This is a genomic window from Blastococcus mobilis, from assembly GCF_900188025.1.
Lineage (GTDB): Bacteria > Actinomycetota > Actinomycetes > Mycobacteriales > Geodermatophilaceae > Blastococcus_B > Blastococcus_B mobilis.
In genome coordinates this window covers 15,193-30,170 of the sequence record NZ_FZNO01000011.1, presented here as the reverse complement: position 1 = coordinate 30,170, position 14,978 = coordinate 15,193, and the positions used below count along the sequence as shown (strand labels likewise).

Below are 14,978 nucleotides of genomic sequence, written 5' to 3'. Positions count from 1 at the left end.
CACGAGCGGCGCCGGGCACGGACCGCCAAGTGTCTCCCGGTCCCCGGGCAAGGCGGGGCGATGGCGCGCTAACACCGTCCCGGATGGTCTCCCACTAGGGGGTGAAGCACGCCCCTCGTCCGCGCCCGGCGTTCAAGGCGGTCCCGCTCCGTGCCGACCTCTCTGCTGAAGCACCCCAGGCAGAGAGGAAAGCCATGCGCAGGAACACGACAACGAAGAGACTGCTGTTGGCCGGACTCCCGTCCGGAGGAACGCGGGGCGGGCTGTCCCACATTTCCCACCGGGTCATCGCGCTCGCCACCGCCGCGGCCGTAGCCGTGGGACTGGCCGGTCCGGCCGCCGCGCAGGCGTCGACGGACCACCCGGCCGAGCCGGTCGAGGTCATCGTGCAAAAGGTCCCGGGCGCCGCGACCGCACCTGAGGGTGCGGTCACCGCACTGGGCGGCACCGTCGGGGAGCCCCTCGGCATCATCAACGGCTTCAGCGCCACCCTCCCGGCCGCGCGACTGGATGCGCTGCGCGTGGTGCCCGGCGTCGCCTCGGTCACCGAGGACGCCTCCGTCCGGCTGCACAGCAGCGAGACCGCCGCAACCACTGGCCAGGCCGGGTCGATGTACCGGATCACCCATGAGGTGACCGGCGCCACGGCCCTCTGGGAGCGGGGTATCACCGGCCGGGGCGTCGATGTCGCGGTCATCGACTCCGGCATCGTGCCGGTCGAAGGCCTGAACACCAAGGACAAGGTCGTTTACGGCCCGGACCTCTCCTTCGAGGCCGAGGTCTGCGCTGAAGCCGGCTGCACCGCGGGCCCAGCGGAGAACCTCGACTCCTACGGTCACGGCACGAACATGGCCGGCATCATCGCCGGTCGGGACTCGAACGCGAATCCGCGCAGCTACCGCAACCCCGACACCTTCGCCGGCATGGCGCCGGATGCCCGCATCGTCAGCGTCAAGGTCGCCGACGCCACGGGTGCAACCGACGTCTCCCAGGTCATCGCCGCGATCGACTGGGTTGTGCAGAACAAAGACCGCAACGGGTTGAACATCCGGGTGCTCAACCTCTCATTCGGCACCGACGGCGTGCAGTCCTACCAGCTGGACCCGCTCACTTACGCCACTGAGGTGGCCTGGCGCAGCGGCATCGCCGTCGTCGTCGCGGCCGGCAACGGCGGGTACGGAACGGCGAAGCTGAACAACCCGGCCTACGACCCGTACCTGATCGCCGTCGGCGGCGCGGACAGCCGCGGCACCTACGGCGTGCAGGACGACGTCGTCCCGTCGTGGTCGAGCACCGGTGACGGCACCCGCAACCCCGACCTGGTCGCCCCTGGCGCGTCGGTCGTGAGCTTGCGCAGTCCGGGGTCCTATTTGGACACCCAGTACCCCGCTGCGCGCCAGGGGGAGCGGTTCTTCCGCGGCAGCGGCACCTCACAGGCGGCCGCCGTCGTCTCCGGTGCAGCGGCCCTGCTGTTCCAGCAGCGCCCCCAGATGACGCCCGACCAGCTGAAGGCGTTGCTCATGAGCACCGCCGAGACGCTGCCGGTCGCCGACCGGATCGCCCAGGGCGAGGGGATGCTCGACCTGGTCAACGCCCGTGACGCGGCCACCCCCGAGTCGGTGCAGACGTGGCCCCGCGCCACCGGCACCGGTTCCCTGGAGGCCGCCCGCGGCAGCGCGCACATCGCCATCGACGGCGTCGAGTTGGCCGGCGAGACCGACGCGACGGGCACGACCTGGTCGCCGGCCACGTGGGCGCCGGCCGCCGCGGCTGGCCGGACCTGGCAGGGCGGCACCGTCGTTGAGGAGAAGAAGAGCACCGGCTTCACGGCGGGCGCCTGGAACGGGGCTGCCTGGACCGGCCACACCTGGAACTCCGACGGCTTCTACGGCCAGTTCTGGGACGGCACGCAGTGGATCGGGCCGTGGAGCGAGGGCGGCGACAGCACGCTCGAGGCGAAGACCTGGTCGGCGAAGACCTGGTCAGCGAAGACCTGGTCAGCAAAGACCTGGTCAGCAAAGACCTGGTCAGCAAAGACCTGGTCAGCAAAGACCTGGTCGGCAAAGACCTGGTCGGCCGCTGCCTGGGGGGCGTAACCCCATGACGACGATGACGAACGGCGGCCTCGCCGCCGACATCCGGAGGTTCCGCATGGGCTCCGTCCAGCGGGTCTGGGTGCTGACGGCAAGCTTGGCCACGGCCGCAGCGACGCTGTTCGTCATCGTCGTCCAGCCGTTGCCGACTCCCGCGACGACGGTCGCGCTGCCCTGGGTCGGGTGGGCAGTGGCCTTTGCCATCAGCGAGGTCATCGTGGTGCACGTGCCTTTCCAGCGTGAGGCACACACCTTCTCCCTCGGCGACGTGCTGCTCGCCGCCGGGATGCTCGTCATTGCCCCGGCGGACCTCGTCCTGGCACAGGTCGTGGGGGCCGGTGTCGCCCTGTTGTTGTACCGGCGGCAACGGGGCACCAAGCTGGCGTTCAACGCGGCCGCGCTCCTACTGGGTAGCACTCTGGCGGTCATCGTGTTCGCCGCACTGACCGACGAGCAGGCGGGCAGCAACCCGTGGCACTGGCTCGCTGCCCTGGTCGCTGTCCTGGTGCTGACCGTGACGTCCGACGTGTGCATCTTCGCCGTGATCAGCCTGTCCGAGGGGCGCGCCGACTGGCGTCGGCTGCCAGGCATGTTGACTCTCTCCCTCCCCTTCAGCTTGGGCGCCGGCGCGGTCGGCCTCGTCGTGGAGCGGACGGCCATGGACGACCCCGCGGCCCTCGCCCTGCTCGCGGTGCCCACCGGGCTGGTCTTCGCGGCCTATCGGGCCTACACGCGGGCCCGAAAGCAGGAGGAGAACCTGCGCGTGCTGCACGAGACCACGTCGCTGCTCTACACCGGTGACGCGGACACTGCGCTGGGGCAGTTCCTCGCCGCCGTGCGCAACGCCTTCGCCGCCGGGGTCGCTGAGCTGGTGCTGCTCGGCGAAGACGGCTCGGCGACCTTGAGCCGCAGCCGCGACGGTCAGGAGCCAGTGGCGCTGGCCCCGCTCGAGGACCCCGAGCAGGCCACTCGACTGGTGGATTGCTGCGCGACTGCCACGGGGACCTCGACGACCCGCACGGGGGCCGCGGGCGGCCAGGCCCTCGACCGCTACGCGGCCGACCGCGGCCTCAAGGACGCGATGGTGTCGGTGCTGGGGACCGAGGGCCGTACGCACGGCCTGCTGCTCGTGGGTGACCGGCTCGGTGACGTGGCCACTTTCGACCGGAACGACCTGGCGCTGCTGGAGACCTTCGCCCGTCATGTGGCGACGTCCCTGGAGCGCGGCCGCCTGGAGCATGACCTGCGCCAGGTCACCGACCTCAAGGAAAAGCTGCGCCACCAGGCGATGCACGACGCGCTGACCGGGTTGCCCAACCGCACCCTGTTCCTGGACCGGACTGAGCACGCCCTCGCCCTGGCCGGCCGCAACGGCCTGTGGCCAGCGGTGCTCTACATCGATCTCGACGGGTTCAAGCCGGTGAACGACACCCACGGTCACGAGGCCGGCGACGTCCTGCTGCGCGCGTTCGCCGAGAGGCTGCACGGCTGCCTGCGGGCGGCCGACACCGCCGCCCGACTGGGCGGCGACGAGTTCGCGGTGCTGCTGCACGGGCCGATCGACGAGTCCGGGGTGCAGCGGGTGCTCGATCGCATCCGCGCAGAGCTGACCCTGCCGATCGACCTCGGCGCCGGGCGCGTCGCGACCGTCGGCGCGAGCATCGGCGTGGCCATCGCCGACGCCGCCATCGACGTGGGGACCCTCGTCCAGCACGCCGACGCCGCGATGTACGCGGCCAAGCGCGGCGGCCGCGGCATCTCCAGGTTCTACGAGCCCGGCCTCGGGGAGGACGGGTCGACCCGGCCCGACCCGGGTGCCGAGCTGGCCGCCGGGCTGGCCCGCGGGGAGTTCACCGTGCACTATCAGCCGCTGGTGGACTTGCGCACCGGGCGGGCGGCCGGCGCGGAGGCGCTGGTCCGGTGGGAGCACCCGACCGACGGGTTCCGCCCGCCGGACACCTTCATCCCGCTGGCCGAGGACACCGGCCTGATCGCCGAGATCGGCGCCTTCGTGCTGCGCGACGCCTGCCGGCAGGCCGCTCGGTGGACCCGCCCGGACGACGACGGCCCCGCTCCCATGGTCACGGTGAACCTGTCCGCCCAGGAGGTCACCGACCCGCGGACCGTCGAGCAGGTGCGTGCCGCGCTCGCCGAGGCCAAACTCGACCCGTACCGGCTGGTCTTGGAGATCACCGAGACGGTGCTCATGCAGGACCGAGAAGCCGCGACCCGCAACCTGCGCGATCTCAAGGCCCTCGGGGTCCGCGTCGCCATCGACGACTTCGGGACCGGCTACTCCTCGCTGGCCTACCTGTGCACCTTCCCGTTGGACATGCTCAAGGTTGCCCGCGAGTTCGTCGACGGCCTCGGCCGGGACGCCAACGCCGACGTGGTCACCCGCGCCGTCGTCGACCTGGCCGGCGCGCTCGGACTGCTCACGGTGGCCGAGGGCATCGAGACCGCGCACCAGCAGGAGCACGTGGCCCAGCTCGGCTGCGACCTGGCACAGGGGTACCTGTTCTCTCGCCCAGTGGACGCGGAGACGGTGCTCGCGGTCATGACCGGCGAGGCGGCGCCCGCGGGGGTCGTCGTCCCCACCGCCTGACCGCGGACGGGCCGCCGCACGGGAGGTGGTGTCCTCCCGGGCGGCGGCCCGTTCGTGGTGCGCGGCCGGGCACTGGGCCCAGCGCTTTGTGGTCAGGCTTGGACGTGCTCGGCCGCCGACGCCCGACCCCCGACGGGGATACGGATGACGAAGGTGGTGCCCTCGCCCATGACTGAGTCGAAGACCAGGCTGCCGCCGTGGCCCTCCTGCACGACGCCGCGTGCGAGAGGCAGGCCCTGTCCACTACCCCGGCCCACGTCCTTGGTGGTGAAGAACGGGTCGAACATCCGGGCACGGACCTCCTCCGGGATACCGTCACCGGTGTCGGTGATGCGGACGACCGCGTCGCCGTCTTCCACGGCGGTGGAGACGTTGATCGAGCCCCGCTGCCCGGTCTCCTCGATCGCGTCGGCCGCGTTGACGATGAGGTTGAGGAAGACCTGGTTCAAGTCGGCGATGTTGCACTGCACCGGCGGGAGCTCGCCGAGCTCAAGGCTGAGGTCGGCGACGTCATTGACCTGGTGGCGGGTGACGGTGATCGTGGCCGCCAGCGCCTCGTTCAGGTCGGCCGGCGTCTGCTCCTGGTGGCCGGGGTGGCTGAAGGTCTTCATGGCCCGGACGATGGTGGCAACCCGGTCGATCCCCTCCAGCGTCTGCGCGACAGCGCTCGGGATCTCCTCCTCGAGATACTCGAAGTCGATGCCGGCCTCGGCCTCGCGGACCCGCTCCTGGCGCTCGGCCCAGCCGATCGGGTTGGACGTGTCCAGCAGGGTGCGGTAGACCTCGACGACTCGGATGAGCTCCTGGTATGCCTCCTCGAGGAAGCGCGCGTTGTCACCGACGTACTGGATGGGCGTGTTGATCTCGTGGGCCAGCCCCGCGGAGAGCCGTCCCAGCGACTCGAGCTTGGATTCCCGCTGATTCTCGGCTTCCCGGGCACGCCGCTGGGTGATGTCTCGGGTGGCCATCTGGACCTCGCTGACCTCGCCCCACGGGTCACGTACCACTGACTGCGTCGCCTCTACCCAAACCCAGTGGCCGTCCCGGTGACGGAGCCGGAAGGTCAGCTCGCCCGGCACATCCTCGCTCGGACCGCCGCCGTCGTCGCCGAATAGGTCGGCTCGGTCGTCGGGGTGTACGAGTTCGGCCGGGTAGGTGCCCAGCAGCTCCTCCGGCGGTGTGCCCACCAGGTCCTGCGACGCCTGCGACACGTAGAGGAACCGGCCGTCGGGCGCGTGCAGGCTGATGACGTCCGCGCTCCCCTCGGCCAGCAAGCGGTGCAGGGTTTCCGAGCGAGCCAGTGCACCGCTCCGCCGGCGCAGCTCGGCGGCCTGCTCCTCCGCGTCGGCGCGCATCTGCTCGGCCTCCAGCACACGGCCGAGCAGGTCGGCGAGCAGGCGGAGCACCGGCGCCTGCTCCAGCAGCTGCGGGGACTGCACGGCCGGGTCCAGCCCGCACAGCGTCCCGAACAGGGTCCCGTCGCCGTCCCGGATCGGGACGCCCACGTACGCGCCGATCTCCATGCGTCGGGCAACCTCCGCCGACGCGTACGCAGGGACGGCCATGGCCGCCGGGGCGATCTGCGGAGCCGCGCCGTTGACCATGTGCTGGCAGAGGGAGTCCGACCAGGCGCCGTAGTCCCCCACCTCGAGCCCGTAGGCGTCGTCGTCCACGGTCAGTAAGGTCTGACGGCCGTCGCCGGCCTTGGTGACCGACCAGAGCCCCAGGGGCACGGCGCCCTTGAGGAAGGCGACGACGGCGGTGCTCGCCTCCTCGAAGGACATGAGGGAGATCGGGGTCTTCGTGGGGATGGACATGACCTACCTATCGGACGTCGGGGCGCGGCGGTGCGGGTGGTGAGCGGCCAGGGTGGTACGGGTGATCAGCCGCGCACCCAGACCTCGTCGCGCGCCCGGTCCTGGCTGATGAAGTTCTCGAGGCGGCGGATGAGCGCCTCGGTGACGACTGTGCCGCGGCCGACGAGGAGCAGCCCATCGGTGGTCGAGACGTCGTCGAAGACGACCATGTCGGGCACGAGGTCCGCGATCGACAGCGCCTTCGGGGCCGGCTCGGCCCCCTCTGTGTTGTGGATGCGGGACAGCGCGTCGAGCACGGCGGGGTCATGGGCACCGGCGTCGGCACGCAGCGCTTGGATGGTGTCCTGCACCGACGGACGCTGGGTCATGCCTGCGTCGAAGTCGACCGCCACGCGCAGGACTCGGGCGGCGATGGGCAGGTCCTCCCCGCGGGGGACGTCGCCGACCGCCCCGGTGCCGTCGTAGCGGGCACGGTGCCAGCCGATTGCCTCGGCCACGGACTCCAGCCGCGGGATGCCAGCAACCAGGTCGCGGCTGAAGCCGGGCACGCGACGTTCCATCTCGCGCTCGTCCTCGTCGAGGGGGCGACCGGCCTCAAGCTTTTCGAGCAGCCGCGGCGGAAGCGTGACCGTGCCGAGATGGGCGAGCATGGCGGTGATCTCGACCTCCCAGGGCTCCTCCATCTCCAGCTCGCTGGCCAGCTCGGCGGCCGTGCGGGTGACGCGCTGGGCGCGGGCGAAAGCGGCCGGCTGCGCCAGTGACAGCGTCTCGATGAGCGCCTCGACGGTCCGGCGCAGCGTCGTCCGCAGCAGTTCCTTCTCCGCGGTCACAAGGCGGTTGAACTCCACCGCGCTGCCGATCTCGTCCAGTAGCACGTCCGGTGGGCAGGGTTTGGTGAGGAACCGGTAGATCTGCCCCTGGTTGACCGCGTTGATGGCGGACTGCGTGTCCGCTTGGCCGGTCAAAAGTATGCGGACGACGTCGGGGTGCGTCGCGCGCACTTTCGCCAGGAACGTCGCGCCGTCCATCTGCGGCATGCGCATGTCGGACACGACGACGGCCACGGGGGTGGTCTCCAGCAGCTCAAGCGCGGCGGCCCCGCTGTTCGCCGTGTGGACGGTGAACCGCTTCCGGAGCTGGCGGCGCAGGCCGTCCAGGATCGCCACCTCATCGTCCACGAGGAGGATCGAGGCAAGGTCGCCGCCCGGCTTGGGCAGCGCGGCAGAGAAGGAAGTCATGCGGCACTCCGGTGATCACGGCTTTGGGCTCCTCGGCAGGAGCTCACCACCGGTTTCGGCAGCAGTACGCCTCAACTTAAGGCGTAGCCGGGTCTCTCCACCTGCCGAGGCCAGCCGGCTGCAGTGGTGACCAGCGCCCCGCCCAGTCCCCTCTCCCCAGCGGTCCGCGGCGCGAGCGAAGCGCCGCCACAGCCACTGCGAAAGCAGCCAAGATCGAGAGGGACTGACTGGGGTGTACCAACGATCTTGGACAGTGACTCGCTCCTTGAGCAGGATCTGTCCATGCCAGAGCAGCGGTGGGGGTTCAGCCCGCAGTTCAGGGCTGAGGCCGTGCAGATGGTGCGAGCGAGCACGGCATCACTTCATCGTGCGGCCTGCGAAGACCGCGCCCCGTGGCCGAAACTCGCCGGCGGGAGAGCACGTATGCCCAGTTTATAGGGCCTCTTTTATAGGGCCTCTTCGCTAGCTATGTCGGTCGCGGACGCCACCGCTCTTCACTCTCCGGGCCTGGGGGTGGCGAGCTCGCCCAGGAGATACTGCAGTCGCGGGTGCAGGCCATGACGCTGCTCGAGCGGGGAGTGACCGGCATCGGGGAGGGGCAGGTGCTCGGGCGCCGCAGGCCTGGCCAGCAGATAGCCGCTGGCGGAGTCCACGCCCAGGGCGCTGAGGGCGGCGAGTTGGGCCTCGGTCTCGACGCCTTCGGCGATGACGTGCGCGCCGGTGGCGTGGGCGAGGGTGACGATGCCGGCGAGGACGGTCTCGCCACGGGGCGTCTCCACGTCAGCGACGAAGGACCGGTCGATCTTGATGACGTCGACGGGGAACGTGCTGAGCCGGGCGAGTGAGCTGTAGCCGGTGCCGAAGTCGTCGATGGCGACCGCCACCCCCAGTTGGCGGATCTCCTGCAGCACCGTGGTGAGACTGTCCCGGTCGGCGAGCGTGGACTCGGTGACCTCGATCCCGAGGTGGAAGCCGGGCAGGCCGACGCGGTTGAGGTGGGTGGCGATGAGCTCCGGGAACCCGCAGTGGGCCAGTTGCTGCGGGGAGACGTTGATCCAAACGCGCATGTCCGGGATGTGCGCCCAGCGTTCGGCTTGTTCCACGGCGCGTGCGAGGACCCACTCGCCCAACTGGTGGATCAGGCCGCTGTCCTCGGCGACGGGGATGAAGTCCAGCGGCGGGACGAGGCCACGCGTCGGGTGACGCCAGCGGACCAGTGCCTCGACGTGGTCGATCCGTTCGCAGCGCAGGTCGAAGGCCGGCTGATAGTCCAAGAACAGCTCGTCGTGCTGCAGTGCCAGCCGCAGGTCATGCTCGGTCTGCATACGGCGCATCGACTGGAGGTACATCTGCTCGTCGAACCACACAGCCTGGTCCCGACCGGTCTCCTTGGCGCGGTACATCGCCGCGTCGGCCTCGCGCAGCAGGACGTCCCAAACGACCGGCGGGTCGGCCGCACCGGCGTCGGCGGTGCCGGCCAGGCCGACACTAGCGGTAACCAGCAGGGACGCCCCCACCTCCACCGGCTGGCGGGCAGCGGCGAGGACCGCTTCGGCCATCCGATCGGCCTCAGCCGCCGAGGCGCCGAACATCGCGACGACGAACTCGTCCCCGCCCAACCGGGCCACCAGGTCGGTGGGGCCGGCCAGAGTCGCCAGGCGCTGGGCGTACACGGTGAGCAGTTCGTCTCCGGTGCGGTGACCCAGGCTGTCGTTGACCACCTTGAAGCGATCCAGATCGATCACCAGGACGGTCAGGGACGATGCCGGCCAGCACGCCAGGTACGAGTCGACCTGTTGGATGAGCCCGGCTCGGTTGAGCAGGCCGGTCAGCTCGTCGTGCACGGCCTGGTAGGCGGCTTCCACCCTCGCCTGCTCGGCAGCTCGCCGGGACTCCTGCTCGGCCAGCAGCAGCTGCTCGCGCTCCAACTCCAGGGCCTTGCGCTCCGCGATGTCGCGGAAGTAGATCCCGATGCCACCGCGGCGCAGCGGATAGACCCGCACCTCGGTCCACAGGTCGGCTGCGGCGTAGAAGTTCTCCAACGTCACCGGCTCGCCGGTGTCCATCACCCGCCGGTACGGGGCTTCGAAGACCGACCCGACCAGCGTCGGGAACTGTTCCCACAGATCCCCGCCCACGACGTCCTCGCGGCAGACCCCGACGCGGGTCTCGGCCGGGGCGTTGATGTATGTGACCCGCCAGTCGGCGTCCACGCCGACGTACATGTCGCTGATGGACTCCAGGCTGTCGATCACCTCCGCCGCGGCCCGCCTCGTCTCCGCCGTCCTCGCGGCCTCGGCCTCCTCGGCCGTCAGGTCCCGGAAGCTGACATAGACACCCGCGGCGTCAGGGAGAACGGCGCTGCTCACCTCGGCGGAGAAGGTCGATCCGTCCCCGCGCAGGAGGCGCAGTACTCCGCGGAAGGCGCCCGTCTGGCGCCGACGCTCCACGGCCTCGGCCCAGCGGTGGTCACGAGGGTCGGTGAGTCCGTCGCGCCCGTGTTCGATCAGGTCGGCCTCGGACCGGCCGAGCAGCTCGCACGCCCGCGGGTTCGCCCGCAGGATGCGCCCGTCCTCCGTTGCGAAGAGGAACCCGTCGATGCCGTGCAAAAACATCGACTCGTACACACCGCTCGGCGGTGGCTCGGGGGCCGTTTGTTCGACCATGTCAACGCATCGGCACCCGCCTGCTCGATCTTCAGGTGCCCTGCTCCGCCAGAGTGAGGAACGACCCCCGATGCGGTGACATCCGGCGCAGGACCGTCGCCGAGGACCTCGGAAGATGCTCACGGCTCGAAGGTCCCGTCGTAGTGGAGGCGTCCACGGCCGTTGCTCTTGGCGGTGTACATGGCTTCGTCGGCAGCGTGGAGGACGTCGTGGAAATCCGCCGCGGGGCGGCTCATTGCCAGCCCGATGCTCACCGACACCTGCACGGTGCGTCGCCCGACCGTCGCCTGAGCGGTCAGTGCGGTCACCAGCTCCGCGGCCAGCGCCGTCGCCGCTTCGCGGTCCAGGCCGGGTAGGACGGCAGCGAACTCGTCCCCGCCCAGCCGGCCGATGACCGCTGCAGGGACGGCGGTGGTGAGCCGGCTGCGCAGCTCTTCAGCCAGCTGGACGAGCAGTTGGTCACCGACGGCGTGGCCGCCTCGGTCGTTGACGTCTTTAAACCGGTCGACGTCGATGAACAGCACCGCACCGCCGCCAGCCGCCAGTGCTGCGGCGCCTTGCTGGTGGAACTGGGCACGGTTGACCAGGCCGGTGAGCGGGTCGTGGTGGGCCATCCGTCTGATCGTCGACCGCCAGGTGTCGGACTCGGTGGCGATCGCGGTCAGCCGGTCGACGGTGTCAGCAAGCGCCTGCCGGCGTGCCGGGTCCGCGCCCGGGGACAACTCGGCCACCGCGGCATCGAGCATGCCCAGGATCGGCAGCAAGGGCCCCCCGGTGGCAACTTCCTCCAGCACCTGGCCCTGGACGGCCAGCAGCCGGGCATCCCACTCCTGCCGCAGCACCCGCCGCCGCAACGACAGCACCGCCCGGACCAGACCGGCCAGAGTCTGCAGGGCTTCCTGATCGTCCGCGGTGAACTGCCGGGGGTCGGTGTCGAAGACGCTCAGGGCACCGAGGACGAAGCCGTCTTCATAGATCAGCGGCACACCCAGGTAGGCCGCCACCGCGCCCGTGGCCACCAGCGGATTGCCCGCGAACACCGGATGGTCGGCGGCGTCGGGAACCGTCAGCGGCGCCCGGTCGGCCACTACGTAAGCGCAGAAGGACAGCGCGTCGGGGACCGACGTGCTGGGCGCGCCCACCCCGTGCTCGGCGGGATAGCACTGCAGATCCGGGCCGACCAGGTTGATCACCGCCATCGGGGCGCGCAGCAACCGGGCCATGTGGGCCACCACCGCGTCCAAATCAGGGTCACCGGCATGACCTGCCAGCCGGTACGTCTCTACCGCGGCCAGCCGCGCCGGATAGGCGACGGCCCTGGCCACGTTCGGCGCCAGAGGAGTGGACATGCCCCGGTCATCGGCCCGAACTCCGTGGGCACTTGAGCCCTCCTCACCCCCTGGAGTGTCCCGCCCCGGGTTCAGTGGAGCCGGGGCCGACCACTCCATCAGACCCGGGGCGGGACACCGGGGAGGATCGAGCGCCATGGCAGACAAGCTGAAGAGGCACCAGCACACGGTTCCCCGGACGCTGCTGCGCGGCTTCAGCGATGAACGCGGCTTCGTGACGATGCGACGAAGGAACGGGCTGGTGCAGGAGGTCCCCGTCAGCGGCGCGACGGTCCGCACGAAGTTCTACACGTTCCACGACGGTTCTACACGTTCCACGACGCGTCGGGGGAGCCTTCGAACGCAGTCGAAGACTGGCTCAACAAACAGGTCGAAGACAGTGCTGGCCCGGTTCTTCAGCGCCTATGCGAGGGGCAGCAGCCAACCTCGGAGGACCGTCCTGCCCTTGCTCGGTTGGCGGTCGCGGGCCTTCTCCGCACAGCCACTGTCGCGTCCTACCTGCAGCAGATGCCCAGCCACCTGAGACCCTTCCTCCTTGCTCACGGCGTCTTCGTTCGCCAGGAGATCGACCCCGCTTCGTTGTCACCTACCGACATGGAGCTCCTGCAGCAGGCAGCGACTGACGCATGGCAGCGCGTCACTCGAAACGACCCCGGGGCGAGACTGCGGACGATGATCCGGAAGTTCGACGAACTGGTCGTTGAGGTCACGGACTGGGTGTGGAGCCTGCAGGTGTCACCGGACGACGTCCTCATCACGTCAGACGCTCCCGTGGCCACCTTCACCGCAGCACCGACAGGGCGGCACGGCATTCTCCCCGCCGGATCGCCGTTCATGCTGCGCGTCAGCCCGCGGCACCTGCTCTACGCGGCGAAGCATCCACTCGCCAGCGCTTCGAACTGCTCACTCGACGCGCCCCTGGCGAACGTCGTCAACCAGACCCTCGCCCGCGGGGCCGACGACGCGGTGTTCACGCACCCCTCGATGGACTGGCTCCCATACCTGGTGCTGGCACCCACTCCCCCCACCCCTTCGACTCCAACAGTGACGTGGGGCATGTCCGCGCCGGTCTCGGCGACGATGACCTGGGCGACCTTCTCCCCGACTCCCGGGATGGTCTGCAATAGCTCCAGCTGGTGCGCCCACGGGGCGCAGGCTTCGGCGATCACCGCATCGAGTTCGGCGAGTGCGGCCTCGACCGCGTCGAGTCGGTTCAGGATGGAGCGGGCTAACCGGGCGTGGCCGGCGTCGAAGTGCCCGGTCAGCGCCTCGGTCAGCGCCGGGATCTTGACCCGCATCCGGCCCTTGGCCAGGTCCGCCAGCGCCCGCGGATCCCGTTCCCCTTCGATGAGTGCGGTCAGCGTCGCCCGCGCGGAGACCGTGGTCAGGCTGGAGGCGACGGTGGAGAGCTTGATGCTGGCGTCTTCGAGCATCAGTTCCAGCCGCATCGCCTCCCGCGTACGGTCGCCCATCAGCTGCTCCCGATAGCGGGTCAGCATCCGCAACCGGCGAATCTCTGGAGGAGGCACGAACGAGGGGCGCAGCAGCCCGTGCTCGAGCAGCTGCGCGATCCACTCCGCGTCCTTGACGTCGGTCTTACGTCCGGGCACCGCCTTCATGTGCGCAGCGTTGAGCAGCCAGACCTCCAGTACCTCCTCCAGGCAGTAGAACGGCGCCTTCCAGTAGGTCGAGGTCGACTCCATCGCCGCGATCGTCACCCCGGACTCCACCAACCAGTCCCGCATGACCACCAGCGAGCGAGTGGTCGTCTTGAACGTCCGCGTCTGGCTCACCCGGCGGCCCCGCGGCCCGGGAGTACGCCCGCAGACGCACAAGGACTCCTTGCCGATGTCCAGCCCGGCGACCCGCTCGAACAGGACCTCCACCCCGATCACCTCCTACGACAGCGGGTGGACACCGTCCGGAGGGACCTCTGCCAGGACACAGACCCACGCGCTCGACGGCAGCAATCAAGGGCACCCGAGGACCCCGCGCCATACACCTCAACGGGCTCGCCCGCGCCAGTGTGTAACGACGTCACCGGACGGCCCCTGCATTCTCATCCCCAAGTGCGGCGATTCAAGATCGCCAACGGTTACACCTCATGCACCGCCGGGTCGGGAACTCGTTGTGACGAGTGCCAGCGAGCCGCCTACGGCGGATCAGCAGTCGCTTGGGCCCACGGTGCGGACCACCTTCGAAGCCGCCGGCGGCTACCAGATGATCTCGACTGCGCCGGCCTCTCCGATGGTGGTGATGGCGCGGTCCTTGGTGACCAGCGGAAGCCCGAGGTCGATCGCCGTAGCGGTGATCAGCCGGTCCCACGGGTCGCGGAGCGCGGCCAACTCGGCAGCGTCGAAGTGCGCCACGACTGGCGCCGTGATCGGGCCCGAGCTGATGTTCGAGCTCAGGTCCTCTGTCACCGCCCAGATCCGCCGGACGTCGTCCGAGCTCAACCGACCCTTCCGGTGGAGATAGTGCAGGTCGAGGCGGCTCGCCAACGAGAGGACGATGCCGTCGTCGGGGTCCTGCTGGGCTTGCTCGAGTACCTCCCGGGCTCGCGCACTCAGGCGCTCGTCGCCCTCTAGGAACCACACGAGTGCATGCGTGTCACCGACGATCCTCACCGATCGTCAGGGGTCGGGCCTGACTCGACGTCCTCCACGGCCAGGCGGCTGGCGGCTTCGAAGTCCTCCCAGGACACCTCACGGACCTGCCCCCGGAGTACGCCATAGACCGGACGGATCAGCGGGCGTTCGACCTGGGCCACGATGGTCAGGTGCGCGCCCGGCCGGACACCGTGGCGCGCCAGCTCCTCGGGTGCGATGCCGCCGTCAGCACCCACCACGACCTCGAAACCCGCATCCGCGCTCATCGCGCCCATGATCACACGGTGAGACGGTGACAGGAAGGACGACCGGAGGAGCACCGGAGGACGCCTGCGACGCTCGATCCCATGACGACGCGTGCGGCACAGGGTCAGAATTTCGACCGCGACCCGCTGCTGACCGTCGCCCAGGCCGGTGAGTACCTCGGCACCGGCGAGCGGTTCGTCCGCCGACTCATCACCGAGCGCCGGATCGGCTACGTCAAAGTCGGCAAGTATGTGCGCCTGGAGCGCACGACGCTAGACGCGTTTGCGGACGCCGGCCGCATCCACAGTCAGCGGTAACGACGGCGGACAACCGCTGACACTCCCGCCAGGGTCGC

The 14,978-nt window shown here is 70.0% G+C and carries 10 protein-coding genes and 1 pseudogene; 4 read left to right on the top strand and 7 right to left on the bottom strand.

Annotated features, from left to right (window positions below):
• Nucleotides 1–194 precede the first annotated feature (194 nt).
• Together CHB94_RS11395 and CHB94_RS11390 are read left to right on the top strand one after the other, a co-directional pair.
• The gene (locus CHB94_RS11395; protein WP_141137465.1) at nt 195–2,096 is read left to right on the top strand and encodes a S8 family serine peptidase; all 1,902 of its coding nucleotides are present in this window, start codon (nt 195–197) and stop codon (nt 2,094–2,096) included.
• Between the two features lie 4 nt (nt 2,097–2,100).
• A complete protein-coding gene (locus CHB94_RS11390; RefSeq protein ID WP_089336695.1) occupies nt 2,101–4,698 on the top strand; it encodes a putative bifunctional diguanylate cyclase/phosphodiesterase in 2,598 nt (865 codons plus the stop codon).
• A gap of 92 nt (nt 4,699–4,790) precedes the next feature.
• On the opposite strand, the gene CHB94_RS11385 is transcribed toward CHB94_RS11390, so the two are convergent.
• The 4 genes from CHB94_RS11385 to CHB94_RS11370 all read right to left on the bottom strand — a co-directional run bounded on the left by CHB94_RS11385 (nt 4,791) and on the right by CHB94_RS11370 (nt 11,768).
• On the bottom strand, nt 4,791–6,515 hold the full coding sequence (locus tag CHB94_RS11385) for an ATP-binding protein (protein ID WP_089336694.1): 1,725 nt from the start codon (nt 6,513–6,515) through the stop codon (nt 4,791–4,793).
• 65 nt (nt 6,516–6,580) lie between these two features.
• Entirely contained in the window at nt 6,581–7,753 is a 1,173-nt protein-coding gene (locus tag CHB94_RS11380) for an HD domain-containing phosphohydrolase (protein ID WP_089336693.1), read from the bottom strand.
• 494 nt (nt 7,754–8,247) lie between these two features.
• Nucleotides 8,248–10,419 (bottom strand): putative bifunctional diguanylate cyclase/phosphodiesterase, encoded by a 2,172-nt coding sequence (locus tag CHB94_RS11375; protein ID WP_089336692.1) that lies wholly within the window; start codon nt 10,417–10,419, stop codon nt 8,248–8,250.
• 119 nt (nt 10,420–10,538) lie between these two features.
• Nucleotides 10,539–11,768, bottom strand: a complete 1,230-nt coding sequence (locus CHB94_RS11370) for a sensor domain-containing diguanylate cyclase (RefSeq protein WP_176445514.1) — start codon at nt 11,766–11,768, stop codon at nt 10,539–10,541.
• Between the two features lie 357 nt (nt 11,769–12,125).
• Here CHB94_RS11370 and CHB94_RS26725 point away from each other — a divergent pair.
• Nucleotides 12,126–12,689 (top strand): annotated as a pseudogene (locus CHB94_RS26725) (DUF4238 domain-containing protein); the annotation flags it as partial.
• Here CHB94_RS26725 and CHB94_RS11360 read toward each other — a convergent pair.
• The 3 genes from CHB94_RS11360 to CHB94_RS11350 all read right to left on the bottom strand — a co-directional run bounded on the left by CHB94_RS11360 (nt 12,632) and on the right by CHB94_RS11350 (nt 14,643).
• Nucleotides 12,632–13,654, bottom strand: a complete 1,023-nt coding sequence (locus CHB94_RS11360) for an IS110 family RNA-guided transposase (RefSeq protein WP_217899271.1) — start codon at nt 13,652–13,654, stop codon at nt 12,632–12,634. The pseudogene CHB94_RS26725 and the gene CHB94_RS11360 overlap by 58 nt on opposite strands.
• A gap of 327 nt (nt 13,655–13,981) precedes the next feature.
• Nucleotides 13,982–14,395, bottom strand: coding sequence for a type II toxin-antitoxin system VapC family toxin (locus CHB94_RS11355; RefSeq protein WP_089336690.1), 414 nt, complete (start codon nt 14,393–14,395; stop codon nt 13,982–13,984).
• The gene (locus CHB94_RS11350; protein WP_141137464.1) at nt 14,392–14,643 is read right to left on the bottom strand and encodes a hypothetical protein; all 252 of its coding nucleotides are present in this window, start codon (nt 14,641–14,643) and stop codon (nt 14,392–14,394) included. The genes CHB94_RS11355 and CHB94_RS11350 overlap by 4 nt, the downstream gene beginning before the upstream one ends.
• Nucleotides 14,644–14,724: 81 nt before the next feature.
• On the opposite strand from CHB94_RS11350, the gene CHB94_RS11345 reads away from it, so the two are divergent.
• On the top strand, nt 14,725–14,940 hold the full coding sequence (locus CHB94_RS11345; protein WP_089336688.1) for an excisionase family DNA-binding protein: 216 nt from the start codon (nt 14,725–14,727) through the stop codon (nt 14,938–14,940).
• Nucleotides 14,941–14,978: the final 38 nt, after the last annotated feature.